Here is a 17,806-nt window from a genome sequence, read left to right on the forward strand (position 1 = left end):
CCTAGAGGAGGCCGTCGACGACCTTCGCCGCGAGGCCCAGCGCCGTGGTGGTGCCGAGCCCGTCCGCGACGGTGACGGTCGTGACGCCGGGCGCCGGGTCGGTCACGACGAACGGCGTGCCGGCGAACGGCCCGCGGCGCGGGCGGGGCACGGCGAGGTCGGGCACCGACCAGCGCCGCCGCACCTCGACGGGCCGCCCGAGCAGGGCCTCCGCCTCGCGCAGCAGCAGGGCGTCGGCGGCCTCGGAGCGCTCGGGGTCGCGGTCGAGGCCGGCGTCGTCGCGGCGGTCGGCGTCCGTGCGCCGGGCCTCGCCGAGCAGCAGGGTGTCGCCGTGCGGGGTGAACGCGAGGTGGACGCCGGCGTCGAGCAGCTCCGGGGCGCTCGTGCGCAGCCGCTCGCGCACGTCCGCCAGCGCGGGGGAGTGCGCCGTGGCGGCGTCCCGAAGGAGGCTCGTGCCGCCCAGCACGGCGGGGCCGGCGGCGTCGTGCCGGCGGCCGGGCGCCGCCACCCGGAGCACCTGCCGCACGTCGGGGCGCAGCCCGGCGCGTGCCGCCTCGTCGGGGAAGAACCGGTCCAGGTCGGGCCCGACGGCGACCAGCACGCGGCGTGCCACGACCTCTCCGCGGGACGTGCGTACCAGCGTGCGGCCCGTGCCGGCCTCGAAGGTGAGCGCCGTCGTCGACCACGCGACGTCGGCGCGCGGCCGGGAGTCGAGCGCGGCGGCGAGCGCCCGGAGGGCGTCGCGCGGCTCGATGCGCAGGTCGAGCGGGAGGAAGGCGCCACCCACGACGTCACCCACGCCGTCGCCCGCGCTCACCAGCCCGGCGCGCTCGGCCGCCTGAGCGCCGTCGAGGAGCAGGGCGTCGCCGTCGCGGGCGGCCACGAGGTCGTCCAGCACCGCGAGCTCGTCCGCGGAGCGTGCCACGACGACGGCGCCCGTGTCCTTGACCCAGAACCCGGCCTCCCGGCCGAGCTTCAGCCAGCGCTCGCGCGACGCCAGCGCGCAGGACAGGGTCGCGGCGTCCTGCGTGGTGACGGCGACGTGCCCGCTGCGCCGGGCGGACGCGCCGTCGGGCCGCGGGTCGCGCTCCACCACGAGCACCGAGCTCCCGCGGGCGTGCGCCTCGAGCGCGTGCGCGAGCCCGACGATCCCCGCCCCGACCACGACCAGGTCGGCGGCGGCGGGCAGCGGGGGCAGGTGGGCGGTGCGGGGCGACGGCGGTCTCACGACCAGACCGTGCCCGATCGCGCGGCGCCCGCTCAACCGCAGGGGACGCCGTCGCGCACAAGTTCAGCGAACGTTCATCCCGTGTTCCCCGTGGCGGCCGCTCGACCGCCCGTTCGGCCAGGGCTGTGGTAGACCGGGGCGCGTGAGCGACGACGCCCCCACGCCCTTCGACGACCTCGACCGCTACCTGGAGCTCCCGCGCGTCGGCGGGCTCGCGCTGAGCCCGGACGGCACGCGCCTCGTCACAACCGTCCAGACGCTCGACGCGAAGCGCACCGGCTGGACGACCGCCGTCTGGGAGGTGGATCCCGCCGGCGTCGCGCCGGCCAGGCGCCTGACGCGCAGCCGCAAGGGCGAGTCGTCGGCGCTGTTCGCGGCGTCCGGCGACCTGCTGTTCACGTCCGCGCGGCCCGACCCGGACGCGGAGAAGGACGACGACGAGCCGAAGGCGGCGCTGTGGCTGCTGCCCGCGGGCGGCGGCGAGGCCCGCGTCGTCGCGACGGCGCCCGGCGGGGTCGGCGGGGTGCTCGCCGCCCGCGCGGCCGACGTCGTGTCCGTCTCCGCGCCGGTGCTGCCGGGCGCGGCGGACCTCGCGGAGGACGAGGCCCTGCGCAAGGACCGCGCGGACCGCAAGCTCTCGGCGATCCTGCACGCCGGCTACCCGGTGCGGCACTGGGACCACGACCTGGGCCCGGACGAGGTGCGCCGGTTCGTGGGCACGCTCGGCGGTGACGACCGGCCCGCGCTGCGCCAGCTCAGCGGGCCGGGGCGCCAGCTCGACGAGCACGAGGCGGACCTCGCGCCGGACGGCGCGACGCTCGTCACGACCTGGGGCGTGGCCGACCCGGGGGCGGCGCGCCGCGTCACGCTGGTCGCGCTCGACACGGCGACGGGGGAGCGCCGCACCCTGGTGGACGACCCGGACGCGGACGCCTTCGCCCCCGCGGTGTCCCCCGACGGGCGGTGGGTCGCGTTCGGGTCGGAGACCATCACGACGCCGGTGCAGGCGCCGCAGGTGCGGCTCGGCCTGGTCCGGCTCGACGGCGGCGACGGTGCGGCCGCCGAGCCCGAGGTCCTCGCCGACGACTGGGACCGCTGGCCGACGTCGGTCACCTGGCTGCCCGACGGGTCGGGGCTGGTCGTGACCGCCGACGAGGACGGCCGCGGCCCGGTGTTCCTGCTGACGTTCGGCGCCGGCGGGCCGGGGGCGGGCGAGCCGGTCACGGTGGAGCGGGTGACGGGCGACGACGCGTCGTTCAGCGACGTCAGCGTGGCACCCGACGGCTCCGCGCTGTACGCGCTGCGCAGCAGCTACGCCGCTCCGGCGGAGCCCGTGCGGATCGACCTCGCGGCCTTCCTCGCGACGGGCGTCGCCGGCGAGCGCGCCCCCGTCGCCGCGGACGCGCTGCGCGGCCCCGTGCCCGCCCCCGCGCTGCCCGGCACGCTGACCGAGGTCGAGACGACGACGGACGACGGCGCACGCGTGCGCGCGTGGCTCGCGCTGCCGGAGGGCGCGTCGTCCGACGACCCCGCCCCGCTGCTGCTGTGGATCCACGGCGGACCGCTGAGCTCGTGGAACGTCTGGAGCTGGCGTTGGAACCCGTGGCTGATGGTGGCGCGCGGCTACGCCGTCCTGCTGCCCGACCCGGCGCTGTCCACCGGGTACGGGCAGGACTTCGTGCAGCGTGGCTGGGGCGCGTGGGGCGGCGCGCCGTTCACCGACCTCATGGCGATCACCGACGCCGTCGAGGCGCTGCCCGAGATCGACGCGACCCGCACCGCCGCGATGGGCGGGTCGTTCGGCGGCTACATGGCGAACTGGGTGGCCGGGCACACCGACCGGTTCCGCGCGATCGTCACGCACGCCAGCCTGTGGGCGCTGGACCAGTTCGGCCCCACCACCGACCACGCCTACTACTGGCAGCGCGAGATGACGCCCGAGATGGCGGAGGCGAACAGCCCGCACCGGTCGGTCGCCGACATCCGCACGCCGATGCTCGTGGTGCACGGCGACAAGGACTACCGCGTGCCGATCGGCGAGGGACTGCGGCTGTGGCGCGAGCTGCTCACGGACTCCGGGCTCCCGGCTGACGACGACGGCACCACCGTGCACCGCTTCCTGTACTTCCCGGACGAGAACCACTGGGTGCTCGCGCCGCAGCACGCCAAGGTCTGGTACCAGGTGGTGCTGGCCTTCCTCGGCGAGCACGTGCGGGGCGACGAGCCGGAGCTGCCCGCCTACCTCTGAGGTCGGCGACGTCGCACGCGGCGGACGGGAGTCAGGCGGGCGTGACGATGAGGTCCACGAGGACCTCGAGCATGGCGCTGGCGTCCTTGCGGGCCGTCTCGGCGGGGAGCATCGCGGCGCGCTGACCGGCCTCGTGCGCGCCCAGCAGCAGGTCGATGGCGACGTGCTCGTCGACGGCGAAGCGCAGGCCGAGGGCGGACATGACGCGGTTCAGCGCGGCGATCATCTCCCCGCGGAGCACCTGCTGCTGGTCGACGTAGCGCTGGGCGATCTGCGGGTCGCGCAGCGCGAGGAGCTCGAACTCGAGCTCCATGACGCACCACGACGCCTTGGCGGCCTGGTCGGGCAGCACCGACGCGATGACCTCGCGCACCGTGGCGCGGAACCCTTCCGGCGTCTGCAGGGCGGCGGGATCGACGGTGGTCACCGCGCGCTCGAGGGCGCCGAGGTGGCCGCGCGCCTCCCGCTCCGTGAGCGCGAGGAACAGCTCCTCCTTGCTCGCGAAGTTCGAGTAGAACGCGCCGCGGGTGAAACCGGCGGCCTCGCAGACCGCCTCGATCGACGCGGCCTGGACACCCACCTGCGCGAACACCTCGAACGCGGCGTCGAGCAGCCGCTCGCGGGTGCGCTCGCGCCGCGGCGAGCGCTCGGGGGCGACCGTAGCCTCGTCGGACGTCGCGCTGTCGGTGGTCAGTGGTCCTCCTCGGGTCCGCCGGGGTGCCGGCTGGGAACGGGCGGGGAGCCCGCCCGCACCGGTTCACTCTAGCCAATACATCCGTGTATCGGATACCTTCCTGTATCGGATACAGTGCCGTATCGAACCCCTGCTCCGTCGTCCCGGGAGAGCCTGTGTCCTCCGTCCTGTACTCCCTCGGCCGTTGGGCCGCCCGGGCCCGGCGGCTCGTCGTCATCGGCTGGGTGCTCGTGCTCGCGGTGGTCGGCGGTGCGGCCGGCCTGCTCTACCAGGGCTTCGACAACTCCGTGACCATCCCGGGCACCGAGTCGCAGGACGCGCTCGACAGCCTGTCCGCCACGTTCCCGCAGGTCAGCGGGTCGTCGGCGCAGATCATCGTCGTCGCGCCGGACGGCTCCACCATCGACGACGCCGCGGTGCGCGGCCCGATCGAGGACACGGTCGACGACCTCGGCGAGCTCGACCAGGTCGCCGCCGTCACGTCGCCCTACGACGACCAGATGGCCGCGTCGGTCAACGACGACGACACGGCCACGCTGCTGACGATCCAGCTCGACGGCGACCAGTCCGTCATCACCGAGGACACCAAGGAGTCGCTGCGCACCGCGAGCGACGACCTCGCCGCCGCGCTCCCGGCCGGGTCCCAGGCCAGCCTGGGCGGCGAGCTGTTCAGCGTCGAGTTCCCGGCCCTGAGCATCATCGAGGCGATCGGCGTCGTCGTCGCCCTCGTGGTCCTCATCATCACGCTCGGCTCGTTCGTCGCCGCCGGCCTGCCGCTGGTCAACGCGCTCATGGGCGTGGGCGTGTCGATGCTCCTGCTGCTCACGGCCACCGTGCTCGGCCCGATCAACTCCACGACGCCGATGCTGGGCCTCATGCTCGGCCTCGCGGTGGGCATCGACTACGCGCTGTTCATCGTGTCCCGGCACCGCGAGCAGCTCGCCGCCGGGCTCGAGGTGGACGAGTCGATCGCGCGCGCCACCGCGACCGCGGGCTCGGCCGTCATCTTCGCCGGCCTCACGGTGATGATCGCCCTCGTGGGCCTCGGCGTCGCCGGCATCCCGTTCCTCACGGTGATGGGCATCGCCGCCGCCGTGGCCGTCGGCATCGCCGTCCTCGTCTCGCTCACGCTGCTGCCCGCGCTGCTGTCGTTCTCGGGGGAGCGGCTGCGACCGCGCGCCCCGCGCGCCGCCCGCAAGGCGAAGGGGAAGGCCAAGCGTGCCGCCGCGCCCGCGGACGGCGTCCACCGCAACCGGTTCTTCGACGGCTGGGTCCGCGGCGCCACCCGCTTCCCGGTCCTCACGATCGTGCTGATCGTGGGCGCCATCGCCGCCCTCGCCTGGCCGGCCACGAACCTCCGCCTCGCGCTGCCCGACGCCGGCACGCTGCCGGAGGACAACAGCGCCCGCGTCACCTACGACCTGGTGGGCGAGGAGTTCGGCGAGGGCTTCAACGGCCCGCTGATCGTCACCGGCTCGATCGTCACCAGCAACGACCCGGTGACGCTCATGGACGACCTGGGCGACGAGATCGCCGCCCTGCCCGGCGTCGCCGACGTGCCGCTGTCCACGCCGAACCCGTCCGCCGACACCGGCATCATCCAGGTGGTCCCCGAGGGCGGGCCGACGTCGCAGGAGACCAAGGACCTGGTCAACGAGATCCGCGACCAGCACGACCACTACCTGGAGAAGTACGGGGTCGACCTGTCCGTCACGGGCTTCGCCGCGGTCGGCATCGACGTCTCCGACAAGCTGGGCGCCGCGCTGCTGCCGTTCGGGCTCGTCGTCGTGGGCCTGTCGCTCGTGCTGCTGACGATGGTGTTCCGCTCGATCTGGGTGCCGGTCAAGGCCTCGCTCGGCTATCTGCTGTCCGTCGGCGCGGCCTTCGGCGTGGTGACTCTCGTGTTCGAGAACGGCGTCCTCGCGGACGCGCTCAACGTCACGAAGCTGGGCCCGGTCATCAGCTTCATGCCGATCATCCTCATGGGCGTGCTGTTCGGCCTGGCGATGGACTACGAGGTCTTCCTCGTCTCCCGCATCCGGGAGGACTACGTGCACGGCGGCGACGCCCGCCGCGCGGTGCGCACCGGATTCCTCGGCTCGGCCAAGGTCGTCACGGCCGCCGCGGTCATCATGTTCGCCGTCTTCGTCGCGTTCGTGCCCGAGGGCGACATGACGCTCAAACCCATCGCGCTCGGCCTCGCCGTCGGCGTGCTCGTGGACGCGTTCGTCGTGCGCATGACGCTCGTGCCCGCCGTCCTCGCCCTGCTCGGGGAGCGGGCGTGGCACATGCCGCGCTGGCTCGACCGCATCCTGCCGACGTTCGACGTCGAGGGCGAGGGCCTCACCAAGGAGCTGCGGCTCGCGTCGTGGCCGGAGCCCGGTGCGACGGACGCCGTCGCCGCGCGCGACCTCGAGGTCGCCGGGCCGGACGGCTCGCCGGCCCCGGTGGTCGGCCCGGTCAGCGTGCGCGTGCCCGACGGCGGCGCCCTCTGCGTGCACGGCGACGCCGCGGCCCCCGTGACCGCGCTGCTGCTGGCGCTCGCCGGGCGCATGGCGCCCGACGCCGGGGCGGTCAAGGTGACCGGCCTGGTGCTGCCCGAGCGCGCCATGACGGTGCGCGGCCGCGTCGCCGTCGTCGACGCCCTCGCCGAGCACGGCCGCCCCGCCGCGACGGTCGACGCCGCGGTGCGCGACGGCGCCCGGGTCGTGGTCGTGGACCGCACCGACGCCGTCGCCGACCGCCCGGCCCGCGAGGCGCTCGCCGCCGCGCTCGCCCGGGCGAGGCGCGGCGGGACGGCCGTGCTCCTGGGCGCCAGCGGCGTCGCCGCGACCGACCTGCTCGACGACGGCACCGGCCGCGAGGTCGCCGTGCTCGACGTCGGCGCCGGCTGGGGCGCGCCGAGCGTGCTCACCGGGGCGGACGTGCCGCCGCCCCCGCCCGGTGCCGGGCACGACCCCGCGCCCGTGGAACCTGACCCCGCGGGGGCCGACGAGACCGACGACCACATCGAGGGTGACACCCACGTGCAGGAGGTGCGGGCATGACCGCCCCGACCATCGCCGCCCGGACGGCCCGCGACCCGTGGCGCATCGCCGCCGTCGCGCTGCTGCCGATCATGGTGCTCGGGCTGCTGCTCGCCGCGCTGTGGAACCCGCAGGACCGGCTCGACCAGGTGCCGGCCGCCATCGTCAACCTCGACGAGCCGGTCGAGGTCCAGGGGCAGACCGTGCCGCTGGGCCGCCAGCTCGCCGCCGGGCTGGTCAGCGGCGGCGAGACCGCCGACGGCGCGAAGGCCGCCCGGCCGGCCGACGACGCGACCAACTTCGACTGGACGATCACCGACGAGGAGTCCGCGGCCGACGGTCTCGCGAACGGCACCTACTCGGCCGTCGTGACGATCCCGGAGGACTTCTCCGCGGCCGCCACGTCGTACGGGAACGACGACCCGTCCGAGGCGCGGCAGGCGACCATCGACGTCAGCACGCCGCCCGGCGGCCGCGTGGCCGACGACGCGCTCGCCCGCGTGGTCGCCGCCACCGCGACGTCCGTCATGTCGAGCACGCTCACCGAGACGTACGTCGACAACGTGCTCGTCGGCTTCAACGAGCTGTCCGACGGCATCGGCGAGGCGCAGGACGGCGCCACGCAGCTCGCGGACGGCGCGGGCGACGCCGCGGACGGCGCGGACCAGCTCGCCGACGGCGCCGGTCAGCTCGCCGACGGGGCGGGCGACGCCGCCGACGGCGCGTCGCAGCTCGCGGACGGCGCCGGACAGCTCGCGACCGGCGCGTCGAGCGCCGCGACCGGCGCGTCCGGGGTGGCCTCCGGCGCCTCGGGCCTCGCGGACGGCGCGGGGAAGCTCTCGTCGGGCGCCTCGCAGGTGGCCGACGGCGCCCGCGGCGTCGCCGGCGGCATCGGCGAGAGCGCGGCCGGCGCCGACGACCTGGCGAAGGGCGGCGACGACCTCGCCGCCGGCGCGACCCAGGTCGCGAAGGGGAACCGGCAGCTCGCCGACGGCGTCGCCGAGCTCAACGAGAACGTGCCCGACGTGGCAGCCCTCAAGAAGTCGCTCGACGACGCCCAGGCCCGCACGAACGAGTTCGCGGCGGCCGCGGGTGCCGCGCTCGGCTGCGACGTGAACCCGTCGACCGAGGCCTGCAAGGCCCTCGACGACGCCCTGAGCGGCATGGCGAACGACTCCTCGGCGGTGCAGGACACCATCGACGGCATCGTCTCCGCGCGCGAGCAGCTCGACGCGCTCGCCACGCAGACCGACCAGCTCGCGACCGGCGCCGAGGGCGTCGCGAGCGGCGTCGCGGGCATCGCCGACGGCAACCGGGACCTCGCGAAGGGTCTCCGCCAGCTCCAGGGCGGGGCGTCGCAGGTCGCGGACGGCGCGGACGGTGTCGCGTCGGGTGCGGGCGAGCTCTCGGGCGGGGCGGACCGGCTCGCGTCGGGGGCGTCGCAGCTCTCGACCGGCGTGGGCCAGCTCGCCACCGGGGCGACCGGGGTGGCGTCGGGGGCGACCGACCTGTCGTCCGGCGTCGGCCGGCTCGCGACGGGGACCGAGGGCATCGCGACGGGCGCGGGCGACCTGGCGGGCGGCGTCGGGCAGCTCGCCTCGGGTGCGGGCGACCTGTCCGACGGCCTGGGCGAGGCGAAGGACGGCATCCCGACGTACACGGACGACGAGCGCCAGACGCTCGCGTCGGTGGTCGCCGAGCCGGTGGCGGCGCCGTCGGCGTCGGGCATCAGCACGGGGGCGTCGGGGCCGCTGTTCGCGGTCGTGGCGCTGTGGCTGGGCGCGCTGGCCCTCATGACGGTGTTCCCGCCGGTCGTGGCGCGGGCTCTGGGCTCGACGCGCGACTCCGTGCGGCTGGCGCTGTCGGCGTTCTGGCTGCCGGCCGCCGTCGGCGCGGGCACAGGAGCGCTGGTCGGCGTGATCCTCGCGGCGGTCGAGAAGCTCGACGCCGGGGGCTGGGTCGGGGCGATCCTCGTGGGCGCCGTGACGTCCGTGGCTTTCGTCGCGGTGCACCAGGGCTTCCTCGGCTGGCTCGGCAACCTGGGCCGCGGGATCAGCCTGCTGATCGCCGTCCTGCTCATCGCGACGGGCGTCGTCGCGACCGTGCCCGCCGCGCTGCAGGGGCTGGTCGACGCGCTCCCGGTCGGCGCCGCGCGCGACGCCCTGACGGCGGTGGTGGTGCCCGCCGCCGGCGGCCTGCCGATGGGCGTGACCCTGCTCGTGCTGTGGGGCCTGGGCGGCCTGGCGCTGGCGGCGCTCGTCACCGCGCGCGGCCGGCGGCTCGGCGTGCGGCGGCTGCTGCGCGCCTGATCAGCTCAGCAGCCCCGGGCAGCGGGCGGCGGCGCGCTGCCAGCGCAGCACGAGGAGGGCGTCGGCGCGCCGCCGGGCGGCCTTGCCGAGGTGGGCGACCTGGCGGTGCTCGAGGAGCGCGTGCAGGTCGTGGTCCAGCGCCCAGGCGAGGGCGCGTCGGACGTCGTCGAAGTCGGGCGCGAGCAGGGATGGTGCGGGTCTCACGCCGGGAGAGATGTCCGACTCGCCGGTTTGTGACATCGGGGTGTGTCACAGGTCTGCACCAGACTCGCCGCATGGACCTCACCCAGGCGCGCGAGACCAAGGCGCAGCTCACCGACTTCGCCCGTGACCTGGCCGAACGGCACGGTGTACCGGCCAGCCCGTACGCGGTCGGCGACGACGCGACCCCGGCCGACGTGGTCCGCGCGCCCACCCTCTCGCTGGGCCTCGCGCCCCACGGGGACGGCGAGTACGGCATCGCCGTCCGGTACCGGCTCGGGGTCCCGACCGCGCGGTCGTTCGTGCGTCGGCTGGCCGCTGAGGCGGGCGACGCCGTCGACGTCCGCCGCACCGGGCGCATCCGGACGCTCGCGGCCCAGGTCCGCCCTCCGGTCGCGACGGCGCGCGCCCTGGGTGAGACCGACCGGGTGCGGCCGCTGCGGCCGGGCGTCTCGATCGCGCACGTGGACGTCACCGCGGGCACGCTCGGCGCGTTCGTGGCCAGGACCGGCGAGGAGGGCGCGCGGTACGTCCTGTCGAACTTCCACGTGCTCGCCGGGTCGCCGTCCGCGCGGGTGGGCGACGTCGTCGTCCAGCCGGGCCCGGCCGACGGCGGCCGCGCCCCCGCGGACCGGGTCGGCACGCTCGCGCAGGTGGTGCCGCTGACGCCGGGCGAGCCGGCCACCGTCGACGCCGCGCTCGCGCTCCTGGACGAGGGGATCGAGACCGACCCGACGTACCCGGTGGGCGCGGTGACCACCACCGCCGTCGCCACGGGCGGCGAGGCGGTCGCGAAGATCGGGCGCACCACGGCGCACACGCAGGGCCGGGTCACGGCGATCGAGATGGACGACGTCGTCGTCGGGTACGGCGACGAGCTCGGCGCCCTGTCCTTCGACAACCAGATCGAGGTGGAGGGCGTCGGCGGCGCGTTCTCGCGCGGCGGCGACTCCGGGTCGCTCGTCTACCGGGAGGACGGCGTCGCGCTCGGCCTGCTGTTCGCGGGCTCCGAGACGGGCGGCGCCGACGGCACGGGGCTGACCTACTGCAACCCGGTCGACGCCGTCCTCGAGGCCCTGGGCGTCACGCTCGCGTGACGCCCAGGGGGCGGCTCAGCCCCAGGTGAGCAGGTCCTCGCCGTGCTCGACGAGGGTGCCGACCTGTGCGAGGTGGTCCACGGCGTCGGGCGTGGCCTCGAGCGCGACGACGGGGCAGACGGCGGACTTGCCGCCCTCGCGCACCGCCGCCGGGTCCCAGGTGACGAGCACGGTTCCGCGCTGCACGGCGTCGCCCTCGGACGCGTGGGTCGTGAACCCCTCGCCGCCGAGCTTGACGGTGTCGATGCCGAGGTGCACCAGCACGGCGCGGCCGTCGTCGTGCTGCACGACGAACGCGTGCGGGTGCAGCTTGACGATCGTGCCCGTGATGGGCGCGACCGCCTCGCCCCCGCGGACGCCGTCGGGCTCGATGGCCAGGCCGGGGCCGACGAGGCCGGCGGAGAACACCGGGTCGTCCACCTCGGACACGTCGACGACGGTGCCGGTGACGGGCGCGAGGACGGTCAGCGCCGTCATCAGCGGAGGTCCTCGATGTCCGAGGCGAGGGTGTCGGCCTCGGGGCCGACGATGACCTGGATGGCGACGCCGGAGCGCACGACGGCGATGGCGCCCGCCTTCGTGAGGTCGGCGTCGATCACCTTGGCGGGGTCCTCGACCTCGACCCGCAGCCGGGTGATGCACGGCTCGAGGTCGATGATGTTGTCGTCGCCGCCGAGCGCGTCGAGGATCTGCTGTGCCTTGCTCATGATGCTCCTTGGTGGGTCCGGGTGGAGATTCCGGGGTCGGTGGGTGCGGGAAGGCCTTGGCTCACGCGGGCTGGCGCGAGGTCACATGAGCTCGGCGAGGTCGGAGGCGATCGTGTCGACGCGCGGGCCGACGACGACCTGCACGACCCGCCCGTTGATCATCACGCCGAACGCGCCGGCGCGCTTGAGCAGCGCGGCGTCGACGAGCGTCGGGTCCTTGACGAGGGACCGCAGCCGGGTGGTGCACGGGTCGATCTCCTCGATGTTCTCCACCCCGCCGAGGCCGGCGAGGATCGAGGCGGCGAGCTGCGCGTCGGGGTCGGGCGTGCTCATCGAGGGCTCCCTTCGGGGATGCGTCCGGGCTGGACGGGGTGCTGCTCGGGCTTCCCCGTGCCGCCGTCGGCGGGTCGGCGGCGGGGGACCAGCGTGGGTCGTGCCTCGCGCAGCGGGACGAAGACGCTGTAGCGGTCCCCGCGGTAGGTGGCGCGGGAGTACATGACGGCGGCGTCGCCGCCGAACGTGCGCCTGGCCGTGCGCATGACGGCGCGGGAGCCCTGCATCTGCAGGGACTCGAGCTCGTCGGGGGTGGCGTCGGCGGCCGTGATGACCTCCTCGCCCCAGGTGGGGTCGAGGCCGCGCTCGCGCAGCGCGGCGTAGAGGCTGTCGGGCACGCCGTCGTCGAGCAGGTCGGGGGCGAGGTCGACGGGGATCCACGACTCCTCGACGCTCATCGGGTTGCCGTCGGCCGTGCGCAGCCGCACCACGTGGTGCACCGGGACGCCGACCTCGCGGTCCAGCGCCTCGGCGACGACGGCGGGCGCGGGCAGCTGCTCGCAGCGCAGCACCGTGGCGCCGGGGGTGAGGCCGCGGCGGCGGGCCTCCTCGCCGAACGTCGTCAGGCGCATCTCGAAGTCGGCGCGGGGCGGTGCGACGAACGTGCCGCGGCCCTGCGCGCGCTCGAGCACGCCCTCGGTGACCAGCGCGTCGATCGCCTGGCGCACGGTCATGCGGGAGACGCCGAACTTCTCGGTGAGGCTGCGCTCGGACGGGATGGCGTCGCCGACGGCGAGCTCGGTCGTGACGAGGTCGGCGAGGAACGCGCGCACCGCGAGGTACTTGTGCTCGCCGGAGCGAGCGCCGTCCCTGACCATCCGCGTGTCCTGTCCTGCCCTGTGATCGGCATCGATCGGTGTGCTGTGCGACATCGGGACCAGTATCGGGCGTCGCCGCCCGCGGCCGGTGCCGCGACCCCCCGCCGGAAGTGCGGGGTTGACACATCATGAGGTCTAGACCACTCTTCCTGCAAGTGGTCCAGACAACCTGCCCGTGGCAGCGTGTGGATCACCGGCAATGACGCCCCGACGTCGCGACACTGCCGCCGGACGACGCAGGCACGGCCTGCCGGACATGCCCGCCCCCGGGCCATCCATCGGAGGAGAACCATGACCACGGTCGCAGAGACCAAGCAGAAGCGGGGAGTCCCCGGCCTGGCGCAGCTGCAGCGCGTCGGCCGTTCGCTGATGCTGCCCATCGCCTCGCTGCCCGCCGCCGCACTGCTGCTGCGGATCGGCCAGCCCGACATGCTCGGCGCGATCGACGTCGAGTGGGTCCAGACCGTCGCCACGATCTTCGCCGCGGCCGGCAGCGCCCTCCTGGACCACCTGCCGATCATCTTCGCGCTCGGTGTCGCGGTGGGCTACGCCCGCAAGGCGGACGGCACCACCGGGCTGGCGGCCCTCGTCGGCTACCTCGTGTTCTCCGGCGTGACCGAGGCGCTGTCCCCGCAGATCCTCGGGGAGCCCGCCGCGGGCCAGGAGCAGGAGCTCATCAACTACGGCGTCCTGGGCGGCATCGCCATCGGCCTCACCGCCGCGCTGCTGTACCAGAAGTACTACCGGATCAAGCTGCCCGCGTACCTCGCGTTCTTCGGCGGCCGGCGCTTCGTGCCGATCGTCACCGCCGGTGCCTCGCTGGTCATCGCGGTCGTCTTCTCGTACGTCTACCCGGCGTTCGACTGGCTGTTCAACGAGCAGATCGGCACGTTCGTCACGGGGTCCACCGTGCTCGGCGGCTTCGTCTTCGGCACGCTCAACCGGCTCCTCCTGCCGTTCGGGCTGCACCACCTGCTCAACTCGCTGCCGTGGTTCCAGTTCGGTTCGTTCACGACGGCGTCCGGCGACGTCGTCCACGGCGACATCGCCCGCTTCCTCAACGGCGACCCGACCGCCGGCACCTTCATGACGGGCTTCTTCCCGATCATGATGTTCGCCCTGCCCGCCGCCGCCCTCGCCATGATCCACACCGCCAAGCCGCAGAACCGCAAGGTCATCGCCGGTGTGCTCGGCTCGGCCGCCCTCGTCGCGATCGTCACGGGCGTCACGGAGCCGCTCGAGTACGCGTTCGTCTACGTCGCCTACCCGCTGTACGCGATCCACGCCGTCCTCACCGGCGTCTCCCTCGCACTGGTCAACGCGCTCGGCATCCACAGCGGGTTCGGGTTCTCCGCGGGCGCCATCGACTACTTCCTCAACATCGGCATCGCGACCAAGCCGTGGCTGCTGATCCCGATCGGGCTCGCCTACGCCGTCCTCTACTACTTCCTCTTCCGGTGGGTGATCACCAAGTGGAACCTCAAGACCCCCGGTCGTGAGGACGACCCGGAGGCCGTGGCCGCCGTCGAGGGCGAGCAGGCCGCCGAGGCGCAGAAGGCGGACGCGGCCGCCGCGCGGGCCGGCTCGCCGGACGGCGGCGCGTCCCCGAAGGGCAAGGACGCGGTCTGATGAGCACCACCCTCACCGGTGCCCCGGTGAGCCCCGGGCGGGCGGCCGGCGTCGTCGTGACGATGCCGGCCCCCGTCCCGGAGCCCCCCGAGGCGACGATCGACGCCTCCGGTGCCGACGACGCGGTGTCCCGACTGGGCGCCGCGACGTCGGCCGTCCGGGACCGCCTCGCCGCGCAGGCGGCGCAGGCCACGGGGACGGCGGCGGACGTGCTCGCCGTGACGGCCGCGATGGCGGCCGACCCCACGCTCGCGTCCGACGCCGAGCGGCGCGTGCGCGAGGAGTCGCGCACGCCCGAACGGGCCGTGTGGGACGCCGCGAACGCGCTCGCCGCGCAGCTCGAGCCGCTCGGCCCGCCGCTGAGCGAGCGGGCCCGCGACGTGCGCGACGTGCGCGACCGCATCGTCGCCGAGCTCACCGGGGTGCGGCCGCCGGGCGTCCCCTCGCCCGGCCACCCGTTCGTGCTGGTCGCCGAGGACCTGGCGCCCGCCGACACGGCGACCCTCGACCCGGAGGCGGTCGTCGCGATCGTCACCAGCGGCGGCGGCCCCACCTCGCACACGGCGATCCTGGCGCGGGCGCTCGGCATCCCCGCCGTCGTCGCCGCCCGAGGCGCGGAGGGTCTCGCCGACGGCGAGACGGTCGTCGTCGACGGGGGTGCGGGCACCGTGCTGCGCGACCCGTCCGACGCCGAGGTCGAGGCCGCGCGGGCCGCCGTGCGCGTCGAGCGAGAGTTCGACGGCCACGGCCGCACCGCCGACGGGCACCGGGTGGAGCTGCTCGCCAACGTGGCCGACCCGGAGGCCGCGCAGGCCGCCGTCGCGGCGCACGCGGAGGGCGTCGGGCTTTTCCGCACCGAGTTCTGCTTCCTCGGGCGCGACGTCGAGCCGACGGTCGAGGAGCAGGTCGCCGCCTACCGCGGCGTGCTGTCCGCGTTCGCCGGCCGCAAGGTCGTGGTGCGCACCCTCGACGCCGGGGCGGACAAGCCGCTGCCCTTCGTCACGGCCGAGGACGAGCCCAACCCGGCGCTCGGCGTCCGCGGCCTGCGGACCGCCGTCGCCCACCCCGAGGTGCTGGACCGGCAGCTGCAGGCCATCGCGGCGGCCGCCGAGGCGGAGTCCGCCGACGTGTGGGTCATGGCGCCGATGGTCGCCACGACCGACGAGGCGCGGTCGTTCGTCGCTGCGTGCGAGCGGCACGGGCTGCGCCGGGCCGGCGCGATGATCGAGGTGCCCGCGGCCGCGCTGCGCTCGCGGTGGGTCTTCGAGCACGCCACGTTCGGCAGCATCGGCACCAACGACCTCACCCAGTACGCGATGGCCGCCGACCGGATGCTCGGTGACCTCGCCGCGCTGTCCACGTCGTGGCAGCCCGCCGTCCTCGAGCTGGTGCGCGCCACCTGCGAGGGCGCGCACGCGCACGGCCGCCCGGTCGGCGTGTGCGGGGAGGCGGCCGCCGACGCCGTCCTGGCCCCCGTGCTCGTGGGGCTCGGCGTGAGGTCGCTGTCCATGACGCCGCGGGCGCTCGCGGACGTCGCGGCGGTGCTGGCCGAGGTGTCGTTCGTGCGGTGTCGCGAGCTCGCCCAGGTGGCGCTGGAGCAGCCCGACGCCGACGCCGCGCGTGCCGCCGTCCGGCGCGAGCTGGCCGACGTCCTGGAGCCCCTCGGCCTCTGAGAAGCCCGGCCCGAATGTTGTGAGCGCGATTTCGGGGACTATTCGATCGCGAATAGTCCCCGAAATCGCGCTCACAACATCCGCGGGGCGAGAGCTCAGGCGAAGAGCGCCGTGCCGTACTTGAGCAGGACGGCGGCGGCGAGCAGCAGGAACCAGGCGGCGGTGAGGATGCCGAACGCGCCCGAGCGCACCAGCGACATCGCCCACGCCTGCACCCGCGCGGGCCAGAAGAGGTTGTCCTCGAGGATGTTCCAGTGCAGCATCGACGCGAAGACGAGCGTCGTGGAGACGGTGATCGTCAGACACCACGGGCAGAGCGCGCCGATGACGAACATCGACTGCCAGAACAGCCAGTACGCGAAGACGAAGCCCAGCAGGTAGACGGTCTGGGCGGCCGTCATGAACCAGCGGGGAAACCGCACGCCCGCCAGGCCCGCGACGGCCACGGTGATGACCACGGACTCGGCGATCAGCCCGAGGAACGCGTTGGGGAAGCCGAACAGGCTGGCCTGCCACGACGTACCGACCGTGCCGCACGAGACGACGGCGTTGATGTCGCACGCCAGGGCGGCGTCCGGGTTCGCGGCGAGCTCGACGGCGTCGACCGACAGCACGAAGGCCGCGACCAGCCCGACGAGCGCGCCGACGAGCATCTCGCCGAACAGCCAGCCGGCCGAGTGGAAGAACCCGCTCGGCCGGGCGGGCCGGTCCGTCAGGCCACCGCTTCCTGCGACAGGAACTCGACGAGGGCGTCGAGCGCGGTCGTGGCGTCGTCGCCGTCGGTCTCGGTGCGCAGCACCACCTCGTCGCCCGCCGAGGCGCCGAGGGTCATGATCCCGAGGATGCTCGCGGCGTCCACGGCGTCGCCGCCGGCGGTCTTGGCGATCTTCACCGGCACCGGCTGCTGGCCGGCCTTCTGCGCGAAGAGCGCGGCCGGGCGGGCGTGCAGGCCCTCGGTGATGGCGACGACGACGGTGCGTTCCACGGTGTCCTCCGAACGAGAGGTGGTCTGGACCAGTTCATCGTAAGGAGGAGTCGCCGGGTTGGGAAGTCCCGCGTGCCCGGTCGATCGCCATGCCCACGGAGTCGAGCAGCCGCTCCAGCGACGCCTCGAACGGCGTGGCCTCGGCGTCGAAGCCGCCCGCGTCCCAGATCCGCAGCATGGTGGGGTAGCGCTTCGGGTCGAAATGGTCCACCCAGAAGCTGCTCATCGACGTCCAGTACTCGTCGTTACTCTGCCCGGAGGCGTCCTTCTCCGCGGACTCCGCGACGGTGGAACGCGCCAGCCCGCGCACGAAGGCGTCGACCAGCCCGACGATCTCCACCACCTGGCGCTCCGGCAGCCCGGTGTCCACGAGGGTGCGCAGCCCGCACTCCTGGGCGTCGAGGACCGACGGGGTGAGCGGCAGGCGCCACATGTTGGTCTGCAGGATCCACGGGTGGCGCTGGAACAGCTCCCAGTGCGCGCGGGCGTACGCGGCGAGGCCGTCGCGCCACGTCGCCGTCGCGGGCGGCAGCGCGAGCTCGGCGAAGGCCCGGTCGATCATGAGGTCCAGCAGCTCCGTGCGCCCCGGCACGTACGTGTAGAGCGACATCGCACCGACGCCGAGCCGCGCCGCGACCTTCCGCATCGACAGCCCCTCGAGCCCCTCGGCGTCGGCGATCGCGGTGCCCGCGCCCACGACGTCCTCCAGGGTGAGGCGGGCTCGGCGGCCGCGGCCGGACGGTTGCGGCGGGTCCCACAGGAGGGCCAGCCGCCGCACGACCTCGGGCGGGCGGGGGACGCCGTCGTCCGGCGGCCCGGGCGAAATGCTCGACATGGCTCGTCATCCTCCCACCTGTG

16 protein-coding genes are annotated in these 17,806 nt (G+C 74.9%); 6 read left to right on the top strand and 10 right to left on the bottom strand.

Annotation, left to right across the window (positions count from 1 at the left end):
* Position 1 precedes the first annotated feature (1 nt).
* On the bottom strand, positions 2-1,228 hold the full coding sequence (locus ACQP60_RS17985; protein ID WP_429735412.1) for an FAD-dependent oxidoreductase: 1,227 nt from the start codon (positions 1,226-1,228) through the stop codon (positions 2-4).
* 142 nt (positions 1,229-1,370) lie between these two features.
* Here ACQP60_RS17985 and ACQP60_RS17990 point away from each other — a divergent pair, with 142 nt between their 5' ends.
* Complete coding sequence (locus tag ACQP60_RS17990; protein WP_429735414.1) at positions 1,371-3,476, top strand: prolyl oligopeptidase family serine peptidase; 2,106 nt, start codon at positions 1,371-1,373, stop codon at positions 3,474-3,476.
* Positions 3,477-3,507: 31 nt separating this feature from the next.
* Here ACQP60_RS17990 and ACQP60_RS17995 read toward each other — a convergent pair whose 3' ends face one another.
* Positions 3,508-4,056, bottom strand: coding sequence for a TetR/AcrR family transcriptional regulator (locus ACQP60_RS17995; RefSeq protein WP_429735416.1), 549 nt, complete (start codon positions 4,054-4,056; stop codon positions 3,508-3,510).
* 269 nt (positions 4,057-4,325) lie between these two features.
* Here ACQP60_RS17995 and ACQP60_RS18000 point away from each other — a divergent pair, with 269 nt between their 5' ends.
* Both ACQP60_RS18000 and ACQP60_RS18005 read left to right on the top strand, forming a co-directional pair.
* Positions 4,326-7,217, top strand: coding sequence for an MMPL family transporter (locus ACQP60_RS18000; protein WP_429735418.1), 2,892 nt, complete (start codon positions 4,326-4,328; stop codon positions 7,215-7,217).
* Complete coding sequence (locus ACQP60_RS18005) at positions 7,214-9,505, top strand: YhgE/Pip family protein (protein WP_429735420.1); 2,292 nt, start codon at positions 7,214-7,216, stop codon at positions 9,503-9,505. The genes ACQP60_RS18000 and ACQP60_RS18005 overlap by 4 nt, the downstream gene beginning before the upstream one ends.
* On the opposite strand, the gene ACQP60_RS18010 is transcribed toward ACQP60_RS18005, so the two are convergent.
* Positions 9,506-9,709, bottom strand: a complete 204-nt coding sequence (locus ACQP60_RS18010; protein ID WP_429735422.1) for a hypothetical protein — start codon at positions 9,707-9,709, stop codon at positions 9,506-9,508.
* 71 nt (positions 9,710-9,780) lie between these two features.
* Between ACQP60_RS18010 and ACQP60_RS18015 the strand changes: the two genes are divergently transcribed.
* Complete coding sequence (locus ACQP60_RS18015) at positions 9,781-10,803, top strand: chymotrypsin family serine protease (RefSeq protein WP_429735424.1); 1,023 nt, start codon at positions 9,781-9,783, stop codon at positions 10,801-10,803.
* A gap of 15 nt (positions 10,804-10,818) precedes the next feature.
* Here ACQP60_RS18015 and ACQP60_RS18020 read toward each other — a convergent pair whose 3' ends face one another.
* From ACQP60_RS18020 to ACQP60_RS18035, 4 genes are all read right to left on the bottom strand, one after another.
* Complete coding sequence (locus ACQP60_RS18020) at positions 10,819-11,280, bottom strand: PTS sugar transporter subunit IIA (RefSeq protein ID WP_429735426.1); 462 nt, start codon at positions 11,278-11,280, stop codon at positions 10,819-10,821.
* Positions 11,280-11,510 carry a PTS sugar transporter subunit IIB gene (locus ACQP60_RS18025; protein WP_429735428.1) on the bottom strand — a complete coding sequence of 77 codons (231 nt, stop codon included), beginning with the start codon at positions 11,508-11,510 and terminating at the stop codon, positions 11,280-11,282. The genes ACQP60_RS18020 and ACQP60_RS18025 overlap by 1 nt, the downstream gene beginning before the upstream one ends.
* An 81-nt stretch (positions 11,511-11,591) precedes the next feature.
* Positions 11,592-11,843: a PTS sugar transporter subunit IIB gene (locus ACQP60_RS18030; protein WP_429735430.1), complete on the bottom strand. Its 252-nt coding sequence runs from the start codon at positions 11,841-11,843 to the stop codon at positions 11,592-11,594.
* Complete coding sequence (locus tag ACQP60_RS18035) at positions 11,840-12,661, bottom strand: GntR family transcriptional regulator (RefSeq protein ID WP_429735432.1); 822 nt, start codon at positions 12,659-12,661, stop codon at positions 11,840-11,842. Before ACQP60_RS18035 ends, ACQP60_RS18030 begins: the two co-directional genes overlap by 4 nt.
* A 291-nt stretch (positions 12,662-12,952) precedes the next feature.
* Between ACQP60_RS18035 and ACQP60_RS18040 the strand changes: the two genes are divergently transcribed.
* Positions 12,953-14,290 (top strand): PTS transporter subunit EIIC, encoded by a 1,338-nt coding sequence (locus ACQP60_RS18040; RefSeq protein WP_429735434.1) that lies wholly within the window; start codon positions 12,953-12,955, stop codon positions 14,288-14,290.
* Positions 14,290-15,963 (top strand): phosphoenolpyruvate--protein phosphotransferase, encoded by a 1,674-nt coding sequence (ptsP, locus tag ACQP60_RS18045; protein WP_429735436.1) that lies wholly within the window; start codon positions 14,290-14,292, stop codon positions 15,961-15,963. Before ACQP60_RS18040 ends, ptsP begins: the two co-directional genes overlap by 1 nt.
* Positions 15,964-16,058: 95 nt before the next feature.
* Here ptsP and ACQP60_RS18050 read toward each other — a convergent pair whose 3' ends face one another.
* Genes ACQP60_RS18050 through ACQP60_RS18060 form a run of 3 tightly spaced genes read right to left on the bottom strand, consistent with a single transcriptional unit; the run spans position 16,059 to position 17,783 of the window.
* Positions 16,059-16,616, bottom strand: a complete 558-nt coding sequence (locus ACQP60_RS18050; protein WP_429735438.1) for a vitamin K epoxide reductase family protein — start codon at positions 16,614-16,616, stop codon at positions 16,059-16,061.
* 59 nt (positions 16,617-16,675) lie between these two features.
* The gene (locus ACQP60_RS18055) at positions 16,676-16,948 is read right to left on the bottom strand and encodes an HPr family phosphocarrier protein (RefSeq protein ID WP_429735440.1); all 273 of its coding nucleotides are present in this window, start codon (positions 16,946-16,948) and stop codon (positions 16,676-16,678) included.
* Positions 16,949-16,982: 34 nt separating this feature from the next.
* Complete coding sequence (locus ACQP60_RS18060) at positions 16,983-17,783, bottom strand: TetR/AcrR family transcriptional regulator (protein ID WP_429735442.1); 801 nt, start codon at positions 17,781-17,783, stop codon at positions 16,983-16,985.
* Positions 17,784-17,806 lie beyond the last annotated feature (23 nt).

Origin of the sequence: Isoptericola variabilis (assembly GCF_050311655.1) — a bacterium.
In the GTDB taxonomy this organism is placed as follows: Bacteria; Actinomycetota; Actinomycetes; order Actinomycetales; family Cellulomonadaceae; genus Isoptericola; species Isoptericola variabilis.

Coding starts and splice junctions, on each gene's coding strand:
- ACQP60_RS18005 (WP_429735420.1), top strand. CDS start 7,214: ATGACCGCCCCGACCATCGCCGCCCGGACGGCCCGCGACCCGTGGCGC.
- ACQP60_RS18015 (WP_429735424.1), top strand. CDS start 9,781: ATGGACCTCACCCAGGCGCGCGAGACCAAGGCGCAGCTCACCGACTTC.
- ACQP60_RS18020 (WP_429735426.1), bottom strand. CDS start 11,280: ATGACGGCGCTGACCGTCCTCGCGCCCGTCACCGGCACCGTCGTCGAC.
- ACQP60_RS18025 (WP_429735428.1), bottom strand. CDS start 11,510: ATGAGCAAGGCACAGCAGATCCTCGACGCGCTCGGCGGCGACGACAAC.
- ACQP60_RS18030 (WP_429735430.1), bottom strand. CDS start 11,843: ATGAGCACGCCCGACCCCGACGCGCAGCTCGCCGCCTCGATCCTCGCC.
- ACQP60_RS18035 (WP_429735432.1), bottom strand. CDS start 12,661: ATGGTCAGGGACGGCGCTCGCTCCGGCGAGCACAAGTACCTCGCGGTG.
- ACQP60_RS18040 (WP_429735434.1), top strand. CDS start 12,953: ATGACCACGGTCGCAGAGACCAAGCAGAAGCGGGGAGTCCCCGGCCTG.
- ptsP (WP_429735436.1), top strand. CDS start 14,290: ATGAGCACCACCCTCACCGGTGCCCCGGTGAGCCCCGGGCGGGCGGCC.
- ACQP60_RS18050 (WP_429735438.1), bottom strand. CDS start 16,616: ATGCTCGTCGGCGCGCTCGTCGGGCTGGTCGCGGCCTTCGTGCTGTCG.
- ACQP60_RS18060 (WP_429735442.1), bottom strand. CDS start 17,783: ATGTCGAGCATTTCGCCCGGGCCGCCGGACGACGGCGTCCCCCGCCCG.